We start from the raw sequence: 25,294 nt of genomic DNA on the forward strand, positions 1-25,294 counted from the left end.
ATATCAAATTTATTGATTTTTTTTGTTTCAAACAATTACATTTAGCGCATCAAGGCACACCTGCACGAAAGTCGGGGTCGCAAAGCCACCGGTCTAACCCCGTTCAACGGACACGACAGCGGGGTTGCCACAGTCCTCCGAGCGAGCCCCGCTGGGGGCTGCGCATGCAGGCGCGGCGGCAACCCTTGCAGCGGTATGCGGCCCGGGATTTCTTCAGGGTGTGCGGTGTGAATGTCCGCATTTCATGGAACACCCAATGCCAACGCAGCCCCGACCCTATCCTCCTTTCGCTGAGCGCCCACGCGCTCGCTGGGCTGCGCTGGCAGCCATTCCCTTTGTTGTCATGGCGTGCGGCGGATCGGCCGACCCCGAGGACACGGGCGAAGTGGCCTCCACGACGACGACCTTGCAGATGTCTGCGGACACGCTTGCGCCCGAGGCGGCAGGCCTGGTCGCGCAGCCCACCTTCCACATCGCGCCCGTGGTGCTGGAGGCCCCCGACGACCTGGATGTGCACGACGCCAATCGATCCGCCCAGGTTGTGCCCAAGCTCCAGCGGGTGCCTGACGAGTTCAAGGCGTTGTCCACCCGCCGCCTGACGCCCTACACACTGGAGGAGGTGCACCAGAAGTTGGCACGCGCAGCCTTGGCTGCACCAACAGACGAAGCCGCAGCGCCTCTGGCAGGCACGGGTGTGGTGACCACCTATTCGGTTGCACAGGTACGTGCAGCCTACGGTTTTGGCGCTTTGCCCGCCGTGGGCTCCAAGCCCGCCGGCGTGCAGGCCGCGCAGTTGGGGGCGGGGCAGACCGTCTACGTTATCGGCGCAAAACACAACCCGAACGTGGCGGCCGAACTGGCGGTCTTCAACCAGAAGTTCGGTTTGCCCACCTGTACCGCCAAGGTGCTGCCTGCCGCCACCGGTTTGCCTCTGGCTCCCGCCTCCCCGGCGACGGGGTGCGAACTGTGGGTGGCTTACGGCACGGCGTCTGGCGCCATCGCGTCCACGGCCCCCGCCTACGACGCTGGCTGGGCCACAGAAATGGCGCTGGATGTGCAGTGGGTGCATGCGATTGCGCCGCTGGCGCGCATCGTCCTCATCGAAGCGCCCGACCCATCGCTCAACAGCCTGCTGGGCGCTATCCGGCTGGCCAATGCCATGGGGTCAGGCGTGGTGTCCATGAGTTTTGGAGCCCAGGAGGGCGCCTGGACGGATTCGGTGGATTCCGCCTTTTCAGCCACCGGAATGACCTACCTCGCGGCCACGGGTGATTCAGGGGCCGGGGTGAACTGGCCGTCGGTATCCCCCAATGTCATCGCGGTTGGCGGCACGACGCTGACCTATGCCGGCAGTGGTGTGCGTAGCGAGGTGAGCTGGTCGGGCACCGGTGGTGGCGCCAGCGCCTTCATCGCTGTGCCTGCGTACCAGAAATCATCCCTGCGAGGCACCGGTTCGCTGGTGCATCGCACGGTGGCCGACGTTGCCATGAATGCAGACCCTACCACCGGCCAATATGTGGCCGTCATGCAGCCCGGCAGCGGCGCCGTGCAATGGATCAGCGCGGGCGGCACCAGCTTGGCTGCGCCCATGTGGGCCGGTCTGGTGGCCGTTGCCACCGCAAACCGGAAGCTGGCCACCCTGCCTGTGTTGGCCGGTGGGCACGCGGTGCTGTACGGGCAGATTGGTGCAGTGGCGTCGAACTACGCCAGTGGGTTTGCTGACATTCGCTTGGGCAGCCATGGCGCCTGCAGCACCTGTTCTGCCGGGCTGGGGTACGACGAACTGACGGGCCTGGGAACGCCCAATGCCGGCCCGCTGGTGAGTTTGCTGACCGGCGCCACGGCGCCCGTTTTAGCGCCGGTGGTGACTCCCGCCAGCATCAGTGGCATGGTGGGCTCGGCGCTCACCTTTACGGCGGCCGTCAATGCGTCCAACCCGGTGGCCTTCAGTCTTTCAGGTGCTCCTACGGGCATGTCCGTCAGCGCTGCAGGTGTCGTGTCGTGGCCGGCGCCGGTGGCTGGGTCCTACGCAGTCACCGTCGTGGCCAAGGACACCAAGACGGGGCTCACGGGCCAAGGTGTCTACAGCGTCAGCGTGGCCGCACCTGTCGCTCCGACGGTCGGAAGTGCCAGCATTGCGGGCCGCCCTGGCGTGGCGTTGGCCTTCAAGGCCAACGTCGCTTCTGCCAACCCGTTGGCTTACTCGTTGGCGGGTGCTCCGTCGGGCATGGTGGTGGCTGCGGATGGCGTGATGAGCTGGCCCAAGCCGGTGGCTGGCACGTACAGCGTGACCTTGACCGCCAGGGACACCAAAACAGGCCTGTCGGGCAAGGGGGTGTTCACGGTCAAGATCGCCGCAGCAGGGCCTGTGATCACGGCCTCCGCCCTGGTCGGCGTGGCAGGCCAGCTGCTGTCCGGCAGCATTTCCGTCACATCGCCGGGCGCCACGTGGCTGTCGGTGTCCATCGCGGGCGTTCCGTTGGGGATGGGCTTTGCCGTGGCGGGTAACACCATCACCGCCAGCTGGCCCAGGCCGGTGGCAGGCAGCTATCAGTTGCTGGTCACCGCCAAGGACTCGGCAGGGTTGTCGGCCCAGCTGGCCGTACCGGTGACGATCAACCTGCGTTAAGGCCGAGCGGGTGGCTGGTGTGTGATAGCAGCCGGGTTGCGGGCTCAGACGCCTAGGTACTGCTCAAGCAATTGCGGCTGCGCGTGCAATGCGTCGGAGCTGCCGTCAAACACCACCTGGCCCTTGACCAGGATGACGTTGCGGTCGGTGATCTGCGTGACGTGTTTCCAGTTCTTGTCCACGATCACGCTGCTGATGCCACTTTCCTTGATCAGGCTGCAGATACGCCAGATTTCGCGGGCAATCAGGGGTGCCAGGCCTTCGGTGGCTTCGTCAAGGATGAGCACGTCGGGGTTGGTCATCAATGCGCGGCCAATGGTCAGCATCTGCTGCTCGCCACCGCTGAGCTGCTGGCCGCCGTGGCCCAGGCGCTCCTTGAGGCGCGGAAAGGTCTCCAGCACGCGCTCGTAGGTCCAGTCGCGCTGGCCGCGTGTGCCTACACGGGCGGCCATCTGCAGGTTTTCGACCACGCTGAGATTGCCAAAGATGCCGCGCCCTTCGGGCACGTACGCAATGCCAAGGCGCGCCACCTCGTAGGGCGGCTTGCCTGTCATGTCGCGGCCTGCCACGACTACGCTGCCCGAGCGCGGTTTGACCAGCCCCATTAGCGACTTGAGCAAGGTGCTTTTGCCCATGCCGTTGCGGCCCATGAGACCAATGGTCTCGCCATGGCCTATGGTGAAGTCCACACCGTGCAGGACATGGCTGCTTGCATAAAACGCATGAATACCTCGGGCTTCGATCCAGGGGGTGTTCATCTCAGTGGTCCTCGCCGAGATAAGCTGTTTGCACCTGCGGGTTTGCGCGCACATCGGGTGGTGTGCCGTGCGCAATCACTTCCCCATTGACCATCACGGTGAGATGGTCTGCCAGCGCAAAAACAGCATCCATGTCGTGCTCCACCAGCATGATGGCCAAGGCGGGTTTGATGCGCAGCAGCAGTTGCACCATGCGCTCCGCCTCTGCCACGCCCATGCCTGCCAGTGGCTCGTCCAGCAGCAGCACCTGGGGCTCTGTGGCCAGGGTCATGGCGATCTCCAGCTGGCGCTGCTCTCCATGGCTCATGGCACCAGCAATGCTGGTGCCGCGATCTTGCAAGCCCGACAGCACGATGGCGCTTTCTACACGTGCGCTGACAGCTCTGTTTTTGATAGTGTTTTTGCGTGTGTCGTGCCACCACCGCAGTGGGTTCCATGGCTGCTGTGCCTCGCGGGACTGGGCGGCCAGGCGCACGTTCTCCAGCACGGTGAGCGGCATGAAGATGTTGGTTTTTTGGTAGCTGCGCGCAAGACCCTGGCGCGAGATGCGTTCGGGCGCCCAGCCTGTGGTGTCAACGCCACCCAGGCACACCTGACCTGCGGTGGGGGGCAGGTCTCCCGAGAGCAGGTTGGTGAGGGTGGATTTGCCGGCACCATTGGGGCCGATCACGGCGTGTATGTGCCCACGCCGAAGGTCGATGGACACACCATGGACTGCAGCCAGGCCTCCGAACTGCTTGGTGAGCGCGCGGGCGCTGAGCAACAGATCAGCCATGTGGTCGCTCTTGAGGGGGGGGCATGGTTGTGGGCCCAACGGGTGCGCGGGACTGGCCAAACAGGCCGAGCAGCCCACGCGGCGCCACCACCACCACCAGCACAATGAATCCGCCCATCAGCAATTGCCAGTGTTTGGTCATGTCCTTGAAAACATGCAGCAGGTATTCGAAAACAAACGCCCCTACGATGGCGCCTGCGAAGTTGCCCATGCCGCCCAGTATGACCATCATGATGGCATGCGCGCTCATGTGAAACCCCATCAATTCCGGGTTCACGTAGCCGGTCTGCGCACCCCACAAATAGCCAGCCAGGCCCGCCAGAGCGCCCGCCACCGTGAACGCGGTGAGTTTGTAGCCGCGTGTGCCAAAGCCCATTGCGCGCATGCGGTGCTCATTGATGCGGATGCCTGCAAGGGCGCGACCCAGCGGGCTCCAGAGCAGTCTGCGCAGCAGGGCATACACAGCAACGACCAGAACGAGTGTGACGTAGTAAAAGGTTTTGCGCCCTTCCAGGTCGAAGGGCAGCCATCCAAAAATAGACGCATCGGGCCGGAAGTTGATATAGATGCCGTCCGATCCGCCAAGTGCCTTGTTGTCGAAGAAGAGGTAGAACACCATCTGCGCAAATGCCATGGTGACCATGATGAAATAAATGCCGTGCGTGCGTACGACAAAAAAGCCAATCACGAGTGCCACCAGTCCCGAGCCCGCAACCGCCAGCGGCAGCGACCACCACAGGCTGACGGGCGCGTCTGCCGGCGTGACAAAAGCAAGTGCATAGCCTGCCACGCCAAAATAGGCGGCGTGGCCCAGTGAAACGAGGCCCGTGACACCTTGCAGCAGATCCAGGCTCATCGCAAAGATGGCCATGATCATCATGCGTGTCACCATCTGCACGTAAAAATCGCTGCCTGCCACCGGAAACAACAGCAAGGCGGCAAGGCCTAGGGCCAGTGCGAACTGCACGCTGCGCGGCAGCATTTCGGTATGGGCTTTGGGTGCGCTCATTGTTTGAAAAGACCTTCCGGTTTCCACAGGAGCACGGCCGCCATCAGCATGTACACCAGCATGCTGGCCATGGAAGGGAGGAGAACTTTTCCGAACGTGTCCACCAGCCCCACCAACAAGGCGGCAATGAGGGCCCCCCGCACCGATCCGATGCCGCCAATCACCACCACCACAAAACACATGATGAGCACCGACGCACCCATGTTCGGGTACACGCTGGACACGGGCGCCGCCACCATGCCGGCCACGGCTGCAAGTCCCACGCCGAGGGCAAAAACGGTGGCATGAATGAGCTTGATGTTCACCCCGAGCGACTCCGCCATGTCGCGGTTGAATGCCCCCGCGCGGATCTTCATGCCCAAGCGGGTTTTCGAGATCAGCAGATACAGACCGGCTGCGATCACGAGACAAATCCCTGACATGAACAACCGGTAGATGGGGTAGGAGAGGGTGTCGGTGAGGGGAAGGGAGCCATCGAGCAAGGCTGGGATGGCCACCCCGTGAACTTCATCGCCCCACACGATGGAGCGCAGCTCCTCAAAGATATAGATCAGCCCGAACGTCAGCAGTACCTGGTCGAGGTGGTCTCGGTGATAAAAGTGGCGAAACAGCAGCCACTCAAGCGCAAACCCGAAAGCCACCGCCAACAAGGTTCCGACCCCAAGCGCCCATGCCAGATTGTCGAACGCGGCCGACAGCGAATAACCGAGATAGGCGCCCAGCATGTAAAAGCTGCCGTGGGCCAGGTTGACCACCCCCATGATCCCGAAGATCAACGTAAGACCCGCTGCCAACATGAACAGCAGCAATCCGTATTGAACGCTGTTGAGCAGCTGAATGAGGAAGGTGGCGAAATCCATGGGGGCTGCAATAGGGAAGCTGGAAGCGGAAAGGGGAAGGCAAGCGAAGGATGCGGTGCGGCACTGGATGTGTCCGCACTTTGAGTGCGGCGTACACACCATGTTGGGTCAGAGACGCGGTGTGAAAACCGCAACCCACAACCTCCTCAGATGGGCGCGCTGTGAGCGCACTATCTGGCAAAACCAGGCATTCGTTAACTGTCACTCGCGTCCACCGGGCCCTCCGCTCTTGCGGCGCAAATAAATGTGGTCGCAGCGTGGGGAATCAGCGGGGTGCGTGCTTCAGTGCGCGGGCTCAGCCCATTCGGCAACCGGCGCCGCTGTCCGCAAGGGCCTTGGCGGCCACGCCGATGACCTTGTTTTCCTTGTTCTCCACCTGGCGCAGGTAGATGTCCTGCACAGGGTTGTGGAATTTGCTCATGGTCCATTTTCCGCGGGGGCTGTCGATGACGGCGCCTTCCAGAGCCTTGTACAGCGCGGGCTTGGCCGACATATCGCCCTTGACCGCATTGGCGCCCTGGATCAGCAACAGGCCGGTGTCGTAGCCTTGCACGGCATACACGTCGGGTTGGCTGCGAAACGCCTTGGCGTATTCCAGTCGAAACTGTTTGTTGCGCGGCGTGTCCAGCGAGTCTGCGTAATGCATCGTGGTGACGATGCCTTCTGCTGCGGGGCCTGCCGCATCCAGAATGCCCTCGGTCAGGAAGCCTGATCCATACAGCGGAATTTTGCCTTTGAGCCCCGCCGCTGCGTAGTCCTTGATGAATTTGGCCGCCCCGCCACCGGCAAAGAAGCAGGCGACGGCATCGGGTTTGAGTGCGGCGATCTCGGTGAGAAGCGCCTGAAACTCCACGTTCGGGAACGGCAAGCCCAGCTCCTTGACAATGGTGCCGCCTGCGGCTGTATAGCTTTGCTTGAAGCCTTCCAGTGCCTCGTCGCCCGCAGCATACTTCCAGCTGATCCAGACCGCCTTTTTATGGCCCCGGTCCATCATGGCCTTGCCCAGTGCCAGCGTTGGTTGAGAGTTGGTGTAGCTCGCACGAAACACGTTGGGCGCACACAAAGAGCGCGTGGCCGCCAGCACCCCTGCGTTGGGGATCAGGTTCAGGACACCGGTGTCGCGTGCGACTTTCTGGATACCCATCTGCACACCCGAATGCACGGTGCCGATCAGCACATCGACCTTGTCGCGCTGTACGAGCTTGCTCGCGTTTTCTACGCCTTTGCTCGGCTCGGACTCGTCATCCACCTTGAACCATTCGATCTCGCGGCCACCCAGTTTTCCGCCCTGTTGGTCGATGGCCATGCGCACGCCGTTTTCGATCGCAACGCCCAACTGGGCATATGTGCCTGTGTACGGCAGCATGAAGCCTACGCGCACCTTGCCGCTTTGTGCCCGCACCATCGAGGGCAGTATCAGGCCCGAGGAGGCAGCACCTACGAGGGCTGCACTGCGGCTGAGAACAAGACGGCGAGTTGTCATGGGGCGGCTCCTTTGTTTAGGCTTAAAGTAATTTACTTCAAGGCTTTGGGTGTGGGAACCTATGACTTACCCGTACCACACGTGATGATGGCCAGGCGGTTGCGGTGTTGGCTGCGCGTTGGAGGACGAGGGGGCAGGCAACCCCAACGGGTCGTTCGCGGCAAAATGGCGGGTTTGATCGCACTGCGCCACGTTAAACCCCGTTCTGTGGCATTTTCTCGCTGAGAAACCGCTGGCGCTGCCCAAGGCTCCAAGTTTGGATCCTGTGAGACTGAGCGATATTTATCGCTTTATCCCGCGGCGTGGGCTGTGGTTGCCGCTTTGAACGCGCTCCAACGAGCCGCCGCTTTGGGTTTGCCCATGGTGCGTATCGGCTTGCCTTTGACGCGCGTTTTCAAAACATTTGGTCCTGGTGCGATTGCTTGTCGCGAACCGTTTGCTGTTTCATGCCTCCATCTGAATTCAATCAACCTTCATCCGCGTCTCTTGTTGCACCAAGCGTTGGGGACTCCTTCTTCATCAGAGTGGGGCGCTGGCTGAGCAACTTTTGGCCTGCGCCTATCGGCATCAATGGGCGAGAACGCCTGCGTGTGATCGTTGGGGCTGTTCTTGGGGTTTTCATCACGGCATTGCTCAGTCGATGGTGGGCGGAGCACGGTGCAGCGGGCCCGTGGATGGTGGCCTCGTTGGGAGCCAGTGCTGTGTTGGTGTTCTGCATGCCGTCGAGCCCGCTCGCCCAGCCATGGCCCGTGTTGGGTGGCAGTACCTTGTCTGCGTTGGTTGGCGCGGTTTGTGCGGCCTTCATCCCCGACCCTGCTGTCGCAGGTGCTGTTGCTGTGGGGGCATCTATCGCTTTGATGGTGCCACTGCGTTGCTTGCATCCGCCCGGTGGCGCCATGGCGTTGTATGTGGTGCTGACAGCGGGTGACGGTGTGCATCTGGCCGCATTCCCCATCCTGTTCAATGTGGTCATCCTGCTGATTGCCGGGGTTGTGTACAACGGACTCACGGGCCGCAGTTATCCGCATCCGCAGCGCATCGTGCGACGCGCCAGCGTGGCCAAGGGCGCCTTTACCGCCTCTGACGTGGATGCTGCATTGGCGCATTACAACGAGGTGCTGGACGTCAGCCGCGCCGATCTGGAAGGGCTTTTGCATCTGGCGGGGCGCGCCGCTTTTCAGCGCACGCTGGGTGAGGTGTTGTGCTCGGACATCATGTCCCACCCGCCGTTTGCCGTGGAGGCTGGCGTTTCGCTCAAGGACGCCTGGGCGTTGATGCGGACGGAGCAAATCAAGGCGTTGCCTGTCGTGGACGGACAGCGCTTGGTGATTGGAATCGTGACCGTGGCGGATTTCATGCGTCTGGCCAATCTGGAGGTGCATGAAGGTCTGGGGCAACGTCTGCGCACCCTCGTCATGGGCCGCGCGGGTCACCCCAGCCAAGTCAAAGAAATCATGTCACACCATGTACAGGTCGCGCAAACGACGCAACACGCCATGGACCTTGTCCCCCTGTTTTCGCAAGGTGGCCATCACCACATTCCCATCGTGGATGAGCAAGACCGACTGGTGGGGGTTATTACCCAGACCGATCTCGTGCGCACGCTGGCGACCGCCATTCAGGGGCGCGACGAGGCCAGCGGGACAGGCGGAAATCCGAAATAGCCTTGGGGGTGCAAAGGGGTGCGCAGCCACGATGCTTTTGACGCCGACGTTTCTGCTGCGCAACAGGTTGGCTACGCTCTTGGCGCTGTGGGGCAATCTTCCCCATAGGCATGGGTAGGCATGAAGCAGTACATCGCGGTACAATTGATAGGCTATGCACAGCGCTCTGCCTGTCCATTGAAGCCGTCTCCCGGCCCTCTGCCTGATCTGCGCCCAGGGTGCAGCGACTCCAACCGCCCGCAATGCACCGTGTGTCGATGACCGACCACGTTGCTCCATCCGTGGTGGATGCCTAAAGCGTTCAGGCGCTGATCACAGAATATTTGTTTTGAAGAGATAAAGAATATGGCCAAAGAAGAACTCATTGAAATGCAAGGTGCCGTCACGGAAGTCTTGCCTGACTCGCGTTTTCGCGTCACCCTGGAAAATGGTCACCAACTGATCGCCTACACGGGCGGCAAGATGCGCAAACACCACATCCGCATCCTGGCGGGCGACAAGGTCTCACTGGAAATGTCGCCCTATGACCTTTCAAAAGGCCGCATCACTTTCCGTCACCTGGCCGGTCGCGGCCCAGGTCCTTCGAGCAATCGTTGATCCTTTTTGGCCATTTTTTGACTCACCCACCACTTCAAGGCTCGGAAGTGGATCTGTAAAACAAGTCTTGCGCCGGATGTTTTGAAAAATTTCAAAAAAAGCAGGCGTTTTACCAAAAAGCAAGAATTTGGCGAGTTAGAATACGAGCTGTCGGAGCGTAGCGCAGCCTGGTAGCGCATCTGCTTTGGGAGCAGAGGGTCGCGAGTTCGAATCCCGCCGCTCCGACCAATGTTTGAAGGCCCTGCAACAATGTTGCAGGGCCTTTTTTCTTTGGTTTTTCAAAAACCGGTTTGAAAAAATCCCGCTTGGGAGATGGAATGGTGCGAGGCGCCTGGCACCAACATCCATCTGTACCATTCGGCGTCTGGGTAGGGCCTATACCTCCATTGATCTGATTTGCTGGCCACGCAATGAAACCTTCTTCGTCTGTTACCCCTATCTCTTCGGCACTAAGTGCAGTCCCGAAGATGGGTTTGGCCGCATCGACGAAACGCTACGAAACGGTCGATGCATTGCGCGGGCTGGCCATGGTGTGGATGACGGTGTTCCATTTCTGCTTTGACCTGAGCCATTTTGGGCTGTGGCCGCAAAACTTCCGCGTTGATCCGTTCTGGACGACCCAGCGCACGCTGATCGTCAGCCTCTTTCTCTTTTGTGCGGGGCTTGGGCAGGCGATCGCCTGGCACCAGGGCCAGGGGTGGTTGCGGTTTGGACGTCGCTGGATCCAAATTGTGGGGTGCGCCTTGTTGGTATCCGCTGGGTCTTTCGTGATGTTCCCGCAAAGCTATATCTACTTCGGGGTTTTGCATGGCATGGCGGTGATGCTTGTCGTCGCAAGGTGTACGGCAGGGTGGGGGCGATGGCTTTGGCTGGGGGGGCTATTGGCCATGGCGCTGCCTCCCTTGGCGCACCATGGGCTAGGGGGCCTGGCTGATGCGGCGCCATGGTTTAACGGTCGGGCCGTCAACTGGTTGGGGTTGGTCTCCCGCAAACCGTTCACAGAAGACTATGTGCCTGTTTTCCCCTGGCTGGGTGTGTTGTGGTGGGGGCTTGCTGCAGGGCAGTGGCTTGTGACCCAAAAGCCGACGTGGATGCAGCGGCCGGTGCCCCTTGTTTTCAGCCCGCTTGCTGCGTTGGGGCGATGGAGTCTGAGTTACTACATGCTTCACCAGCCGGTCTTGATTGGTTTGGTGATGGCCTTTGTCTGGGTGAGCGGCAAAGCAGCTTGACAGGTATGGCTATGGCTATGGTGAGATGGCGGAAGGGCGCAGCTACTCCCTCAGGAATTTTGTGAGTACCCATAAAAAAACGCGACCTGGGTCGCGTTTTTTTGTTTCAGGAATAGTCTAAAACCATTCGACCCAGATCGATCGGATTATTCAACCTTGGCCTTGGCGCGCAGGTCTTCCTGGAACTTGGCCAGCTTTTGCTGCTGAAGCTGCTGGGCCACCTGGGGCTTGACTTCCTCGAGCTTGGGCAACTCTGCCTGGCGGACATCGTCAAGGCGAATCACGTGCCAGCCAAACTGGCTCTTCACGGGGGTGTCGGTCATCTGGCCCTTTTGGAGCTTGATGAGCGCTTCAGTGAACTCACTCACGTAGCTCGACGGATTGGCCCAGTCGAGGTCGCCGCCCTTGGCGCCAGAGCCTGGATCCTTGGACTGCTTCTTGGCGATGTCTGCAAATTTGGCGCCTTTTTTGATTGAGGCGATGATGGCTTTGGCGTCCGCTTCTTTTTCGACCAGGATGTGGCTGGCCTTGTATTCCTTGCCGCTGTTGGCCGCAACGAACTTGTCGTATTCGGCCTGGATTTCAGCGTCGGTCACAGGGTTTGCCTTTTGGTAGTCGGCAAACAACTCGCGGATCAGAATGGCTTGACGCGCCATTTCCATCTGGGTCTTGTAGTCAGCGGATGCTTCCAAGCCGCGCTTTTGCGCTTCCTGCATGAAGATTTCGCGAGCGATGACTTCTTCCTTGATCTGGGCGTCAATGTCGGGTGTCAAAGGGCGACCGGAGCGTTCCACCTGCTGCTTGAGCGCTTCTGCGCGCTCTTTGGGCACAGCCTTGCCATTCACGACGGCAATGTTCTGGGCGGAAACGGGCAGGGCCATAGAGCCCAGCACGGCAGCGGCCACGAGGCCGGACAGGAGCTGTTTCTTCATGCGAAATCCAAAAAAAGGAGAGGGTTTTTTTGCCGAGTGAAATCCGGCAACTGATGAAGTGAGGCCGGCTCAGAGAACTTCAATGGCGAGGGCGTGAACGCCTTGGTCAATAAATTCTTGCAGCGCATCATACACAAGCCGGTGCTGGGCTACGCGGCGCTTGCCTGTAAAGAAAGGTGACGAAATTCGTACCCGAAAATGGGTGCCAAAACCTGTGCCATTGGCGCCTGCATGGCCCGCGTGGGCGCCACTTTCGTCCACCACTTCCAGATGGGTCGGAGTCAACCGTTTGGCCAGGGTTTCGTGCATCTGCTGAGCGAGGGTGTTCATGTGCAGGGCTCTCAAGAAGTGGGTTCGTCGCTTTTAAGGTGCGGCGCAATATAAATGCCCTGACACACCAGAAAAACCAGTGGAAAGGCGTAGCCCCAGAGCTTGAAGTCCACCCAGGCCTCGGTGCTGAAGTGCATCACGACGTAGGCGTTGATGGCTGACATGAAGGCGCAATAGATAATCCAGGCCACATTGAGTCTCAGCCATACGGCGTCGGGCAACTCCAGCTGGCTGCCCAGCAGCATCTTGAGGAAATTCTTCTTCATGGCCCATAGCGCGACTGCCAGTGCCAGCGACATGGCGCCATACAGGACGGTGGGTTTCCATTTGATGAATCGGTCGTCCTGCAGCACCAGCGTAAGTGTGCCAAACACGAAGATGAGCGCGAGCGTCACTTTGTGCATGGTCTGCAAGCGCCGGTCGATGGCGTAGATCAGCGCCATCTGAGCCGCCGTGGCGGCCATGAGCACGGCGGTACCCACGTAGATGCCGTAAAACTTGTAAGCCCCGAAGAACAGCAGGATGGGGAAGAAGTCGATCAGAATTTTCATGGAGTCAGAAAGAAATTCCGGCGATCAGGTTTTGTCTGACTCAAAGTCAAGGGACGCAGAGTTCATGCAATACCGCAGGCCGGTGGGGGCTGGGCCGTCTTCAAAGACATGGCCCAGGTGCGCCCCGCATTGTGCACACACCGTTTCGGTGCGAACCATGCCATGGCTGCGGTCCACGATTTCCGTGATCGCGCCGGGAATGGCTTCGGAGAAGCTGGGCCAGCCGCAACCTGCGTCGAACTTCGTCACCGAGTCAAACAGCTTGGTGCCGCAGCAGATGCAGTGGTAGCTGCCATCGGCCCAATGGGCTTCGTATTTGCCGGTGAAAGGGCGTTCAGTAGCTGCGTGGCGTGTGACCTGCAAGGCGGTGGGCTCCGCTCCCTTGTCATTCAGGAGGGCTTGCCATTGCGCATCGGTTTTCTGGATAGGGTAGGTCATGATGAACAGCTGATCTCGATGGAAGACGCCCAGTCGGGCGGGAAGTCTGCGTAAGCGTCGTGCCCCGGGTGCTCCTCGAAGGGGCGCTCGAGCAACCGCTGAAGGGTTTGGAGTTCGTTGAAGTCTCCGAGTTTCGCTGCGCGGATGGCTTGTTCGCCCAGGTGGTTGCGCAAAATGAATTTTGGGTTTGTTTTTAGCATCAAATCGGCCGATAGCGCTTTATCCATAAGCGCTAGCAGCTCTGAATACGATAGCAACCACTGATCGAATCCGGCGCGGTCCGCAAACAGGTCGCACACGGGCTCGAAATCACCCGAGCCCACTGCGACCGACAGGCGCCGCCAGAAGATGGTGTAGTCCACCGCGTTGCGGGCCAATAGCAATAAGAGGGTGTCGATCAACTCTGTGTCACCGGCGCCGGCACCTGCCGTGACATCTGCCGCGACACCATGGCCTCCGACCTCGCTGCTAGGGTGATTCCCTGCTTCGTACAAGCCCAGCTTTGCGCGCATACGGGCCAAAAACTCGGTGGGGAATACGGTTTTGTACGACTCCAGTGCTTCCTTGGCGGTGTCCTGGTCGCCGATCAACGGCAGCAGGGCCTGTGCCAAGCAAAACAGGTTCCAGTACGCCACGTTGGGCTGGCGGTTGTAGGCGTAGCGGCCTTGGGTGTCGCTGTGGTTGCACACATGGCCGGGCACAAAGGCATCCAGAAACTGGAAAGGGCCGTAGTCAATGGTCAGCCCCAGGATGCTCATGTTGTCGGTGTTCATCACCCCATGGCAAAAACCGACGGCCTGCCATTGCGCCATGAGCCGTGCGGTACGTTCGCTCACGGCCTGCAGCAATGCGGCGTAAGGGTTACCCGCCAACAGGGTGGTCGAGCGGCATTGGGGGTAAAAGCGGTCGATGACGTAGTCAGCGAGGGCCCGCAACTGCGTTTCTTGGCCGGTCGCCGCAAAGTGCTCGAAATGGCCAAACCGCACAAAACTGGGCGCTGCGCGGGTCACCACGGCTGCGGTTTCAATTTCTTCGCGCCGCACGTGGGCCGGAGAGCCCGTGATGCAAAGCGCCCTGGAGGTCGGAATGCCCAGGCCGTGCATGGCTTCGCTGCACAAGAACTCGCGCACGCTCGACCGCAGCACGGCGCGCCCATCCCCCATGCGCGAGTAGGGCGTGCGGCCAGCGCCCTTGAGCTGGATTTCCCATCCGCTGGTGGTCTCCCCCAGCAGGATGGCGCGCCCATCACCCAACTGGCCAGCCCACACGCCAAACTGATGGCCGCTGTACACGCTGGCCAGCGGGCGCGAGCCGGTGAGCAAGAGGTTGCCCGCAAAGGCCTGAAGCGCCTCGTCGGTGCGCATCCAGGCTTCGTTCAGGCCGAGCAATGTCGCCACCTCGGCGCTTGTTCCCACCCAATGGGGCGCAGGAAGCGGCGTAGGGCGCAACTCGGTGAAGAAGTCGGGGCCGAGTGCGGCAAAGCGGTGGTCCCAGGCCAGGCGAATGTCGGCGGAGGTGTCGCTTTCAGCGGTCAGGTTCATGGACCCGATTGTCTCGCACCATGGATGCCCCGCCGCTTGCAGGGCCTTGGCATGGTGGCCCGTGTTTGGTAGCTGCCGCGCCTGCGTGTGTCTCTGGGGGCGAACGTCTGTCTCGGGCCGACGCCCGATGCCGCAGCCGCAGCCGCAGCCGCAGCCGCAGCCGCAGCCGCAGCCTCAGCCTCAGCCTCAGCCTCAGCGGCATGGGTGAGGGATATGCGCCTGCGCAAACTATTGCTTCCTCAGCGCGCCGCCGTCGCGGCGAGGAAGGCGTTCAGCGCCCCGTCGTCCACGATGGCCACGCGCCCGAAGTCCAGCGACACGATCCCATGGCCTTCCATCAGGTGAAGCACCTTGTTCACGGTTTGCCGCGACAGCCCCACCAGTTGCCCGATCTCATCCTGTGTGAGGTTCAGCCGCCTGGTGCTGCGCCAAAACAGGCGGCTCAGGTACAGAGCCACGCGGTGCTCGGTCGATTGGGTGCGCCCCGCCTCGATGATGGTCATCGCCTGGCCCAGTCGCATGTTTAGGTGCAGCACCAGGAACTGGTTGAAAGCCAGGCTGGTCTTGCGCAGGGTGGCAAACAGCGGCAGCGGCAGGCACAGCAAGCTGGTGGGGCGCAAGGCGACCACGTTGTATCGGCGCGGTTCCGGTTTCATGGCCGAGCCTTCTCCAAACCATTCCCCGTCGGGCACCCCGATAAAAGCCGAAGACCGCTTTTTGCTGGCCGGGCTTTGCAGCATCACGAGGCCGCTGAGCACGGCATGCCAACCATCCACGCGGCTGCCCGCGGCCAGCATGACCGCGCCCTTGTCTGCCTGCATGAGCGACACCTCGTTGCACAGCTGTTCCTGCAGGTTGGCGGGAATGCTGCCAAACCATGGCTGGGCCGAAATGAACCGCGAGGCAGAGGGTGACGAGCTAAGCATGGCCGCCATTGTCGCCGTGGCACAGCGGGGCGTTCAGGGTAATCCCTCGGCGTTTGTCAACGGGACGACAAGTGTTGGCAGCTACAGTGGTCCGGCGCACACTGAAGGCTTGGGCAGCAGTTGTTTCTCCGCCTGCAACGCAGGCTTTCCAACCGGATTGAGCGCACACACCGGGCGGTGATGGGCTGGTGTTGGTACCGCCGAGACACCGCCGTCAGACACCTCGCGCTACGATGATTATTTTTGCCACCACACCATTCAAGGAGCACCCATGCTGGGCCTGATGCAAAGTCAACCGTTGCTGATTTCGTCGCTGATTGAATTCGCCGAACGCCACCATGGCGACGCTGAAATCGTTTCGCGCCGGGTAGAGGGTGACATTCATCGTTACACCTATCGTGATCTAGCGACGCGTTCGCGCCGCCTGGCCAATGCGCTGGATGCGCTCAAGCTGCAGTTCAGCGACCGCGTCGCCACGCTCGCCTGGAACGGCTATCGTCACATGGAGATGTACTTTGGCGTGAGCGGGTCCGGCCGTGTGCTGCACACCGTGAACCCGCGCTTGCATCCCGATCAGATTGCCTGGATCGTCAATCACGCCGAAGACCAGGTGATGTGTTTTGACACGACCTTCCTGCCCCTGGTGCAAGCAGTGCATGCCAAGTGCCCCAATGTGAAGAAATGGGTGGCCCTGTGCGACGCTGACAAATTGCCTGCGGATTCGGGAATCCCTGGCCTCACCAGCTACGAAACCTGGATTGGTGCGCAATCACCCGACTATGCGTGGCCCGAATTTGACGAGAACTCGGCGTCAAGCATGTGCTACACCAGCGGCACCACAGGCAACCCCAAGGCCGCGCTGTACAGCCACCGCTCTACCACGCTGCACGCTTACGCTGCGGCGCTGCCCGATGTGATGTGCCTGTCGGCCCGTGACTCGGTGCTGCCCGTGGTGCCCATGTTCCACGTCAATGCCTGGGGCATTCCGTACTCGGCCGCGCTCACGGGCTGCAAGCTCGTGTTTCCGGGTCCGGCGATGGACGGCAAGTCGATTTACGAACTCATCGAAGCGGAGAAGGTCACCTACGCGGCTGGCGTGCCCACGGTGTGGCAGATGATGCTGGGCCACATGAAGCCTGCAGGCCTCAAGTTCTCCACGCTGCGCCGCACCGTGATTGGCGGATCGGCCTGCCCGCCGGCCATGATCCACGCGTTCAAGGAAGACTACGGCGTGGAGGTGCTGCACGCCTGGGGCATGACCGAGATGAGCCCGCTGGGCACGCTGTGCACCTTGAAGAACAAGCACCTGCTCATGTCCAAGGACGAGCAGATGAAGGTGCTGCAAAAGCAGGGCCGTGCGATCTACGGCGTGGACATGAAGATCGTGGGGGGCGACGGCAATGAGCTGCCCTGGGACGGCAAGACCTATGGCGATCTGCTGGTCAAGGGACCGTGGATTGTGGGCAGCTACTTCAAGGGCGAGGGCGGCGACCCGCTGGTGCGCGACGCGCAGGGCCGTGGCTGGTTCCCCACGGGTGATGTAGCCACCATCGATGCTGACGGCTTCATGCAGATCACCGACCGCAGCAAGGACGTGATCAAGTCCGGTGGCGAGTGGATCAGCTCCATCGACATCGAGAACATCGCCATGGCCCACCCCGCGATTGCCATGGCGGCCTGCGTGGGCATGCCACACCCCAAGTGGGACGAGCGCCCCATCGTGGCCGTGGTCAAGCGGCCTGGCGCAGAGGTGACGCGCGAAGAGTTGCTGGCCTTCTACGAAGGCAAGACCGCCAAGTGGCAGATCCCGGACGACGTGGTGTTTGTCGATGCCATACCGCTGGGTGCTACCGGCAAGATGCTCAAGACCAAACTGCGTGAGCAGCTCAAGGATTACAAGCTTCCAGGTCTTTGAGACAAGTCATCGGTCATGACAGTGCCATCGTCATCGTCGCGGCCTATGAAACTGGCGGGGCCTAAGCCAGTGCACCCGTGGAACTGGCTCTGTCAGGCCACCGGGTGCATCCCCCTCCCGCGCAGCGAGAGAGGGGTGAAGGCGCGCAGCGCCTCAGGGGGTGAAACCGAGTCCAGTCACGTGTGCGACGCTGCTAGGGGCAATCCCTGAGCATCGCTTTGTTGCAACGCGGTACGCTGCGTTGTGTCGATTCACTAGGAGACAAAACCATGAAATTTGCTATTAAGGCTGTAGCTGCGTCGCTAATATTGGTAAGCGCTGGCGGGGCATTCGCTCAAAAAGGCGAAACGGTAAAAATCGCCTGGCTCGACCCGCTCTCCGGCCTGATGGCTGCAGTGGGAACCAACCAGCTCAAGAGCTTTCAGTTCATCTCCGAAGAGTTCAACAAGAAGAACGCTGCTGGCGTCAAATTTGAAATCATCGGCATCGACAACAAACTCAGCCCACAAGAAACCACCAGTGCCTTGCGCTCGGCCATGGACCAGGGCGCGCGCTATGTAGTGCAGGGCAACGGCTCAGGCCCGGCCCTCGCCATCATGGACGCGCTGGAAAAACACAACGCGCGCAATCCCGGCAAGGAAGTTCTGTTCCTCAACTATGCGGCCGTGGACCCCGACCTCACCAACAGCAAGTGCAGCTATTGGCACTTCCGTCTGGATGCAGACACGTCCATGAAGATGGAAGCGCTGACGACCTTCATGAAAGACCAGCCTGAAGTCAAGAAGGTCTACCTGATCAACCAGAACTACTCGCACGGTCACCAGGTTTCCAAATACGCCAAGGAAATGCTCAAGCGCAAGCGCCCTGATGTGCAAATCGTGGGTGACGACCTTGCGCCGTTGGCCCAGGTGCGCGACTTCTCGCCCTACATTGCCAAGATCAAGCAGTCGGGTGCCGACTCCGTGATCACCGGCAACTGGGGTTCTGACCTGGCGCTGCTCATCAAGGCCGCCAACGATGCCGGTCTGAACAACGTCAACTTCTACACCTACTACGGCTCGGTCACCGGCGCCCCCACCGCCATGGGCGCCTCTGCAGCGGGCCATGTCTACATGGTGGCCTACGCCCACTTGAATCTGCCTGGCGAGATCAACAAGATCGTGGTGGACTACAAAAAGAAGTTCAACGACGACATGTATACCGGCGCTGTGTATCACGCCTTCAGCATGCTGGACAGCGCCTTTGTGAAAGCCAAGTCCACCGATCCGGTCAAGGTGGCTGCCGTGCTGGAAGGCATGAAGTTCAAGAGCTTCAATGGTGAGGTCGAAATGCGCAAGACTGACCACCAGCTGCAGCAAGGCCTGTTCATTTCGAAGTGGGAAAAGGCCGGTGGCAAGTACCCGCTGGATTCTGAGAGCACGGGCTATACCTTCGTCCCCGTGAAGTACTACGAACCCTATGTGGCCAGCACGCCCACATCGTGCCAGATGAAGCGTCCGTAAATCCGGTGCATCGCGCAGAGGCCCGACACCATCGGGCCTTTTTTTTACCCCCTCCCGTTGTGAAAAATTCCAATGAATTCTGAGTTTTTCGTGATCTCTTTGCTGAACGGCGTGAGCTATGGGCTCTTGCTGTTCATGCTGAGCTCTGGTCTCACGCTGATCTTCAGCATGATGGGTGTGCTCAACTTTGCACACACCAGTTTTTACATGCTGGGGGCGTATTTCGCCTTCACCATTTCCGGTGTGGTGGGGTTCTGGCCGGCACTGGTGCTGTCCCCCTTGCTGGTGTTTGTGCTGGGGGCTGCGTTTGAGCGCTATTGCCTGCGCAGGGTGCACAAGTTTGGGCATGTGCCCGAATTGCTGGTGACCTTCGGTCTGTCGTATCTGATACTGGAAGTGGTGCAGCTGGTGTGGGGCCGGTCCACCGTGCCCTACGGCCTGCCTGAGCAACTGCAGGGCCCGCTGTTTTCTCTGTATGGCACGCAGTTCCCCAAGTCGCGGTCGTTCGTGATGCTGGTGGCGATGTTGATGCTGGTGTCGGTGTGGTTGCTGCTCACGCGCACGCGCATTGGCCTCGTGATTCAGGCTGCGCTCAAATACCCCGAGATGGTGGAGGCGTTGGGCCACAACGTGCCGCGTGTTTTCATGCTGGTGTTTGGTGGTGGCGCGGCACTGGCGGGGCTTGCGGGCGTGATTGGCGGCAACACCTACGTCACAGAGCCTGCCATGGCCGGCTCGGTCGGCTCCATCATCTTTGTGGTGGTGGTGGTGGGGGGCATGGGCTCCTTGGCGGGCGCCTTCCTGGCGTCGCTGCTCATCGGCCTGGTTCAGACCTTTGCCGTGGCGCTGGACTATTCGCTGATCAGCGTTTTCACCTCTGTGGGCATGACGGTGACTGAGAACACTTTTGGCTATCCGTTGCTCAAACTCACCATCTCCCAGGTCGCTCCTATCCTGCCGTACCTGTTTCTGGTGTTGATCCTGATATTCCGCCCCAAGGGCTTGCTCGGCACGCGGGAGGACTGAAGCCATGAACTCCAAGAACAACACTGTCTCGGGCGCTGCGCCGCACTACCGGTTCACCCCCTGGAACATCGGTCGATGGGTCATATGGACGCTGTTTGCCGTCGCGCTCATCGTTGCGCCCATGCTGTTTCGCAGCAGCCTCGCAATGACCATGCTGTCCCAAATTGGTTATCTGATCATCATCTGCCTGTCTTACAACATCTTGCTGGGGCAGGGGGGGATGCTGAGTTTTGGCCACGCCGTGTATACCGGGCTGGGTTCTTTTATCGCCATCCATACGATGAACATGGCGAGCAAAGGCAGCTTCAACATCCCGCTGGTGCTCATCCCCTTGGTCGGTGGTTTGGCCGGGGCCTTTTTTGCCATCTTGCTGGGGTTTGTGACCACCAAGAAATCGGGCACCACGTTTGCCATGATCACCCTGGGTATTGGTGAATTGGTGGCCTCGATGGCGCTGATGTTCCCCGAGTTCTTTGGGGGCGAGGGCGGCATCACCACCGACCGCGTGTATGGCTCTGCATTTTTGGGCATCAGCTTCGGCCCGGCCATTCAGGTGTACTACCTGATCGCAGCCTATTGTTTTGTGTGCACGGCAGCCATGTTTGCGTTCACCGGAACGCCTTTGGGGCGCATTCTGAACGCTGTGCGCGACAACCCCGAACGTGTGGAGTTCATTGGCTACAACACGCAGCGCGTGCGTTATTTCGCTTTCATCATTGCCGGCTTTTTTGCAGGCATCGGTGGTGGGCTGGCCACCATCAATTTTGAGATCGTGACCGGCGCTGACAGCCTGAATGTGGTTCGCTCCGGGGGCTACCTGTTGTTCACCTTTCTGGGTGGGGCCACGTTCTTCTTCGGGCCGATCATCGGTGCGGTCCTGCTGGTGCTCGCCTCGGTGTTGTTGTCCGAGCTGTCAAAGGCCTGGCTGCTCTACCTGGGGCTGGTGTTCCTTTTCATGGTGATGTATGCGCCCGGTGGTGTGGCCAGCCTGGTCATGATGAATTTGCGCCTGGCCAAATACGGCAAGCTGCGGCAACTCTGGACGTCGTATCTGGGTCTTGCGGGTGCGGGGTTGGTGGGGGTGCTGGGCGCCGCTTGCATGATCGAGATGACCTACCACCTGCAGCTCAATGCCGCGCTGGGGCCAGAGCTCACGTTCCTGGGGGCAACGCTCAATGCCACGGGCTACAACACCTGGTTTGGCGCTGTTTTTGTGATGCTGACAGGGTTTGGGCTTTTTGAGCTCTGCCGGCGCCAGTTTGTGCGCCAATGGAGCCAGATTCAGGAAGAAATTGAACATGAAATCAAGCGTGGGGGGGCCTAGTAACCATGGCGGCTGACAATGCAACCTATGCCCTCGAGCTGCGTGACCTGCGCAAGAGTTTTGGCAAGACTGAAATCATCCGAGGGGCGAATTTGGCGGTGACGCCGGGAGAGCGCGTGGCCATCATCGGCCCCAATGGTGCCGGTAAATCCACGCTGTTCAATTTGATCAGCGGGCGTTTTGCCCCCACCAGTGGCGACGTTATCTTGAACGGCCAGCGTATCAACGGATTGCCTCCGTATGAGATCAACCGCCAGGGGCTGTCGCGCAGTTTTCAGATCACGAACATCTTCCCCAAGCTGAGCGTGTTCGAGAACCTGCGCTGTGGCGTGCTGTGGAGCATGGGCTACAAGTACACGTTCCTGCGTTTTCTGTCGAGCTTGCGCGATGCCAACCAGCGTGCCAAAGAGCTCATGGAGATGATCAAGCTCGACAAGAAGCGCGACACGCTGGCGATGAACCTTACCTATGCCGAGCAGCGCGCGCTGGAGATCGGCATCACCATTGCGGGCGGTGCCAATGTGATCTTGCTGGACGAACCGACGGCCGGCATGAGCAAGACCGAGACCATGCGGTTCATCCATCTCATCAAGGAAGTCACCGAAGGCCGCACGCTGCTCACGGTGGAGCACGACATGGGGGTGGTGTTCGGCCTGGCTGACCGGATCGCCGTGGTGGTCTATGGCGAGGTGATCGCTTTCGATACCCCCGACAAGGTGCGCGCTAACCCGCGCGTGCAGGAGGCTTATCTGGGCTCTGCCGTGGCCGATGAACAGGGTGCGGGACACTGACTTATGCTGAAAATAGACAACCTTCATGCCTACTACGGCAAGAGCCATGTGCTGCATGGCGTGGGCTTTGATGTGCAACCCGGCGAGATCGTGGCGCTGCTGGGCCGCAACGGTTCGGGCCGCTCGACCACCGCCAAGGCCATCATGGGCCTGGTGGACTGGGAGGGAGCCATTAACTTCAAGGGCCAGGACATCCGTGGCAAGAAAGCCTACGAGATCGCCCACCTGGGCATCGGTTATGTGCCCGAGAGCCGCGACGTGTTTCCCAACCTCACCGTGCACCAGAACTTGCTGCTGGGCCAGAAAGGCAAAGGAAAGAGCAGCCGCTGGTCGTTCGACGATATGTACACCATGTTCCCGCGCCTCAAGGAGCGCCAGCACACCGAGGCGGGGGTGATGTCGGGTGGCGAGCAACAGATGCTCACGCTGTGCCGCACGCTCATGGGGGACCCTGATCTCATCATCATCGATGAACCCACTGAAGGTCTTGCGCCCAAGATCGTCGAGCTGGTGGGGCAGTATCTGCAGACCATCAAGGCCCGGGGCATTTCGGTGCTGTTGATCGAGCAAAAGCTCACCATTGCGATGAAGATCTCGGACCGGGCGCTGGTCATGGGGCACGGCTCCATCGTGTTTCAGGGCACCCCCGAAAGCCTGCGCGCGGACAACTACGTGCGCAAGGAATGGTTAGAAGTCTGAAAAAAAACAAAGGATTGTCATTGCGATATTTCAAGCCCCGGCGTCGCTGTCGGGGTTTTTTTTTCGCGCGCAGGCCACTGCTTTTTGATCTGCATCTGCATGCGGCGTGGCTGCGGTGCAGTGTGGTCATGTGGCGAGCGTATAAATCTTGTGTCCACAGCGTTTCGTCTTTTGCGGACGCGTGACTGAGGCACCCGTATGCGACGCTTTTGCTGCGTTGGCTGCAGATTTCGCCGGGCGCTCTTTTTTACCCACGGGAAGTCATCGCATGAAAAAACACAGTCCAACGCCTTCGCTTGCCAACCCCCAGACAGCACAGCTGTGGATCGTTGGGGGCGGCATTGCGGGTATGTCGGTTGCCGCCTTTGCCATCCGTGACGGCAAGGTTCCGGCCAGCCATATTCACATTCTCGAAGAGACCGATATGCCCGGTGGCTCGCTGGACGGCGGCGCTGCGCCCAACGCACAAGCTCCCCAGACATGGGTGACGCGTGGCGGCCGCATGCTGACCGACGAAACCTACCTGTGCCTGTGGGACCTGTTCGAAAGCATTCCCTCACTGGAAAACCCGGGCCTGTCGGTGCGTGAGGAATGCCGCCAGTTCAACACCCAAGTGCAGACCCATGCACAAGCCCGCCTCATCGATGCCCGTCATGTGATTGCCGACGCACAGAAGCTGGGTTTTTCGATGGGGCATCGCGTGCAGATGCTGCGCCTGCTGGCGCTCAGCGAAGACCATATCGGCAGCCGTCGCATCGACGAGTTTTTTGACGAGGCGTTCTTTCAGACGAATTTCTGGCGCATGTGGCGCACGACGTTTGCGTTCCAGAAGTGGCACAGCGCCATCGAGTTGCGCCGCTATTTCCTGCGGTTCGTGCAGGAGTTTCCGCGCATCCATACCCTTGCCGGTGTCAAGCGCACCAAATACAACCAATACGATTCGCTCGTTGTGCCGCTGCAGCGCTGGCTGATGGAGCAGGGCGTGGATGTGCGCTTTGGTCACCGCGTGACCGATGCCACGTTTGCAGAGCAGCCCGATGGCACACGCAGGGCAACCGCACTGCAGGTGGAAAAAGGGCGGGGTACCTCCACCACCGCAGCGACCAGCGTCACGCTGGACCTGGGCGCCGACGACCTGGCCTTTTTCACGCTGGGCTCCATCACGCCTGACGCGCGCTATGGTGGCAACGACGATGTGCCTGCGTTGGTGCGCGACCGGCAAGACCACGGCTGGGCATTGTGGGAAAAGATTGCCCAAAAGGCCCCTGACTTCGGCCGTCCCACCGCGTTCTGCGGCAATGTCGATGAGCACAAGTGGGAGTCGTTCACGCTCACCATGCGCGACGACCGCCTCCTGCAGCGCATCACCGAATACTCGGGCAACCAGCCCGGCACCGGGGCTTTGATGACCTGGTACGAATCCGGCTGGCATCTGTCGGTGGTGGTGCCCTATCAGCCCCATTTTTATGGCCAGGCACAGGGCACTTACACGCTGTGGGGGTACGGGTTTCAGGTAGATAACCTGGGTGATTACGTGCGCAAGCCCATGTCGCAGGCCACGGGCAAAGAGATCCTCACCGAGCTCATTCACCAGATGGGTTTTGAGGACCTGCTCGACCATGCGCTGGCTACTACCGACGTCACCACCGTGATGCTGCCTTACGCGTCGGCCCTGTTTGCCTGCCGCGCTGCGGGCGACCGTCCTTTGGTGCTCCCCGAGGGTTCGCAGAACTTCGCTTTTCTGGGGCAGTTTGTCGAAATGGACGGTGATGTGGTGTTCACTGTCGAATATTCGGTGCGCTGTGCGATGGTGGCGGTGTACCACCTGCTGGGCATTGACCGTGAAATTCCGGCGATTTACAACGGCATGCTGGACCCGAAAGTAGGGCTGCACGCCCTCGAAGCCGCTTTCAGCTAATGTGCCGAGCGACCGCTGCAAAAGCCCCGTGCGAGGGGCTTTTGCATGGGGCATCGCGCTAAGAACGTGTTTAGGATCTCCCAGGGGTCGCGCAGCGGTCTTTGCGGGATGGGATGCAAGGCGCGGGGAGCAGCCAATAGCTAGGCTATTGGCAAGCGCCGCAACACCGCAGACCGCCCGCAAAGACCGCTGCCCGAAGGGTTGGAGCGAAATCGGGCGATTGAACGCTCCGGCTGCTTGCATGGGCACGAGCCCATGCGGCGCATCCAAAGCATCCACTCATCCCGATTGCGCTCCAACGCGATTCCCTGCGAGATCGTAAACACGTTCTAAAGGTGACATCGCTGCTTATCGCTTTCTGTGGGGCATGGCCCGCATCTTGTCCCGGGCGGGACAA

22 protein-coding genes, 1 tRNA gene and 1 riboswitch are annotated in these 25,294 nt (G+C 60.4%); of the genes, 12 read left to right on the forward strand and 11 right to left on the reverse strand.

Annotated elements, in window-relative coordinates:
• Positions 1–43 precede the first annotated feature (43 nt).
• Positions 44–132: riboswitch (cyclic di-GMP riboswitch) on the forward strand.
• A 124-nt stretch (positions 133–256) separates the two neighbouring features.
• The gene (locus KI609_RS10965; RefSeq protein WP_226449932.1) at positions 257–2,629 is read left to right on the forward strand and encodes a putative Ig domain-containing protein; all 2,373 of its coding nucleotides are present in this window, start codon (positions 257–259) and stop codon (positions 2,627–2,629) included.
• 44 nt (positions 2,630–2,673) lie between these two features.
• Here the strand turns inward: KI609_RS10965 and KI609_RS10970 are convergent, their stop codons facing one another.
• The 5 genes from KI609_RS10970 to KI609_RS10990 form a co-directional block, all read right to left on the reverse strand.
• The gene (locus tag KI609_RS10970; RefSeq protein WP_226449934.1) at positions 2,674–3,387 is read right to left on the reverse strand and encodes an ABC transporter ATP-binding protein; all 714 of its coding nucleotides are present in this window, start codon (positions 3,385–3,387) and stop codon (positions 2,674–2,676) included.
• 1 nt (position 3,388) lies between these two features.
• Positions 3,389–4,162 (reverse strand): ABC transporter ATP-binding protein, encoded by a 774-nt coding sequence (locus KI609_RS10975; RefSeq protein ID WP_226449936.1) that lies wholly within the window; start codon positions 4,160–4,162, stop codon positions 3,389–3,391.
• Positions 4,155–5,171: a branched-chain amino acid ABC transporter permease gene (locus KI609_RS10980; protein WP_226449938.1), complete on the reverse strand. Its 1,017-nt coding sequence runs from the start codon at positions 5,169–5,171 to the stop codon at positions 4,155–4,157. The genes KI609_RS10975 and KI609_RS10980 overlap by 8 nt, the downstream gene beginning before the upstream one ends.
• Positions 5,168–6,031: a branched-chain amino acid ABC transporter permease gene (locus KI609_RS10985; protein WP_226449940.1), complete on the reverse strand. Its 864-nt coding sequence runs from the start codon at positions 6,029–6,031 to the stop codon at positions 5,168–5,170. The genes KI609_RS10980 and KI609_RS10985 overlap by 4 nt, the downstream gene beginning before the upstream one ends.
• 295 nt (positions 6,032–6,326) lie before the next feature.
• On the reverse strand, positions 6,327–7,514 hold the full coding sequence (locus tag KI609_RS10990; protein ID WP_226449942.1) for an ABC transporter substrate-binding protein: 1,188 nt from the start codon (positions 7,512–7,514) through the stop codon (positions 6,327–6,329).
• A gap of 674 nt (positions 7,515–8,188) precedes the next feature.
• On the opposite strand from KI609_RS10990, the gene KI609_RS10995 reads away from it, so the two are divergent.
• From KI609_RS10995 to KI609_RS11010, 4 genes are all read left to right on the forward strand, one after another.
• Complete coding sequence (locus KI609_RS10995) at positions 8,189–9,178, forward strand: HPP family protein (RefSeq protein ID WP_413463405.1); 990 nt, start codon at positions 8,189–8,191, stop codon at positions 9,176–9,178.
• A gap of 345 nt (positions 9,179–9,523) precedes the next feature.
• Positions 9,524–9,775, forward strand: a complete 252-nt coding sequence (gene infA / locus KI609_RS11000; RefSeq protein ID WP_226449946.1) for a translation initiation factor IF-1 — start codon at positions 9,524–9,526, stop codon at positions 9,773–9,775.
• Positions 9,776–9,926: 151 nt separating this feature from the next.
• A tRNA-Pro gene (locus KI609_RS11005) sits at positions 9,927–10,003 on the forward strand.
• Between the two features lie 239 nt (positions 10,004–10,242).
• The gene (locus KI609_RS11010; RefSeq protein ID WP_226450333.1) at positions 10,243–11,004 is read left to right on the forward strand and encodes a DUF1624 domain-containing protein; all 762 of its coding nucleotides are present in this window, start codon (positions 10,243–10,245) and stop codon (positions 11,002–11,004) included.
• A 146-nt stretch (positions 11,005–11,150) separates the two neighbouring features.
• Here the strand turns inward: KI609_RS11010 and KI609_RS11015 are convergent, their stop codons facing one another.
• The 6 genes from KI609_RS11015 to KI609_RS11040 all read right to left on the reverse strand — a co-directional run bounded on the left by KI609_RS11015 (position 11,151) and on the right by KI609_RS11040 (position 15,722).
• The gene (locus KI609_RS11015) at positions 11,151–11,936 is read right to left on the reverse strand and encodes a peptidylprolyl isomerase (protein ID WP_226449948.1); all 786 of its coding nucleotides are present in this window, start codon (positions 11,934–11,936) and stop codon (positions 11,151–11,153) included.
• Between the two features lie 69 nt (positions 11,937–12,005).
• Positions 12,006–12,266, reverse strand: coding sequence for a BolA family protein (locus tag KI609_RS11020; protein WP_226449950.1), 261 nt, complete (start codon positions 12,264–12,266; stop codon positions 12,006–12,008).
• An 11-nt stretch (positions 12,267–12,277) separates the two neighbouring features.
• Entirely contained in the window at positions 12,278–12,817 is a 540-nt protein-coding gene (locus KI609_RS11025) for a septation protein A (protein WP_226449952.1), read from the reverse strand.
• A 24-nt stretch (positions 12,818–12,841) separates the two neighbouring features.
• Positions 12,842–13,255: a peptide-methionine (R)-S-oxide reductase MsrB gene (gene msrB / locus KI609_RS11030; RefSeq protein ID WP_226449955.1), complete on the reverse strand. Its 414-nt coding sequence runs from the start codon at positions 13,253–13,255 to the stop codon at positions 12,842–12,844.
• Positions 13,252–14,796, reverse strand: coding sequence for a protein adenylyltransferase SelO (locus tag KI609_RS11035; RefSeq protein ID WP_226449957.1), 1,545 nt, complete (start codon positions 14,794–14,796; stop codon positions 13,252–13,254). The genes msrB and KI609_RS11035 overlap by 4 nt, the downstream gene beginning before the upstream one ends.
• A gap of 239 nt (positions 14,797–15,035) precedes the next feature.
• Positions 15,036–15,722, reverse strand: coding sequence for a Crp/Fnr family transcriptional regulator (locus KI609_RS11040; RefSeq protein ID WP_226449959.1), 687 nt, complete (start codon positions 15,720–15,722; stop codon positions 15,036–15,038).
• 271 nt (positions 15,723–15,993) lie between these two features.
• On the opposite strand from KI609_RS11040, the gene KI609_RS11045 reads away from it, so the two are divergent.
• The 7 genes from KI609_RS11045 to KI609_RS11075 all read left to right on the forward strand — a co-directional run bounded on the left by KI609_RS11045 (position 15,994) and on the right by KI609_RS11075 (position 24,897).
• On the forward strand, positions 15,994–17,637 hold the full coding sequence (locus KI609_RS11045) for a 3-(methylthio)propionyl-CoA ligase (RefSeq protein ID WP_226449961.1): 1,644 nt from the start codon (positions 15,994–15,996) through the stop codon (positions 17,635–17,637).
• Between the two features lie 269 nt (positions 17,638–17,906).
• Positions 17,907–19,139, forward strand: a complete 1,233-nt coding sequence (locus KI609_RS11050) for a branched-chain amino acid ABC transporter substrate-binding protein (RefSeq protein ID WP_226449963.1) — start codon at positions 17,907–17,909, stop codon at positions 19,137–19,139.
• Between the two features lie 72 nt (positions 19,140–19,211).
• Positions 19,212–20,165 carry a branched-chain amino acid ABC transporter permease gene (locus KI609_RS11055; protein WP_226449965.1) on the forward strand — a complete coding sequence of 318 codons (954 nt, stop codon included), beginning with the start codon at positions 19,212–19,214 and terminating at the stop codon, positions 20,163–20,165.
• Positions 20,166–20,169: 4 nt separating this feature from the next.
• Positions 20,170–21,489, forward strand: a complete 1,320-nt coding sequence (locus KI609_RS11060) for a branched-chain amino acid ABC transporter permease (protein ID WP_226449968.1) — start codon at positions 20,170–20,172, stop codon at positions 21,487–21,489.
• 5 nt (positions 21,490–21,494) lie between these two features.
• Positions 21,495–22,280 carry an ABC transporter ATP-binding protein gene (locus KI609_RS11065; RefSeq protein WP_226449970.1) on the forward strand — a complete coding sequence of 262 codons (786 nt, stop codon included), beginning with the start codon at positions 21,495–21,497 and terminating at the stop codon, positions 22,278–22,280.
• Between the two features lie 3 nt (positions 22,281–22,283).
• Complete coding sequence (locus tag KI609_RS11070; protein WP_226449973.1) at positions 22,284–22,979, forward strand: ABC transporter ATP-binding protein; 696 nt, start codon at positions 22,284–22,286, stop codon at positions 22,977–22,979.
• Between the two features lie 268 nt (positions 22,980–23,247).
• Complete coding sequence (locus KI609_RS11075; RefSeq protein ID WP_226449975.1) at positions 23,248–24,897, forward strand: oleate hydratase; 1,650 nt, start codon at positions 23,248–23,250, stop codon at positions 24,895–24,897.
• Positions 24,898–25,294: the final 397 nt, after the last annotated feature.

The sequence above is a fragment of the Acidovorax radicis genome (genome assembly GCF_020510705.1).
GTDB lineage: Bacteria > Pseudomonadota > Gammaproteobacteria > Burkholderiales > Burkholderiaceae_C > Acidovorax > Acidovorax radicis_A.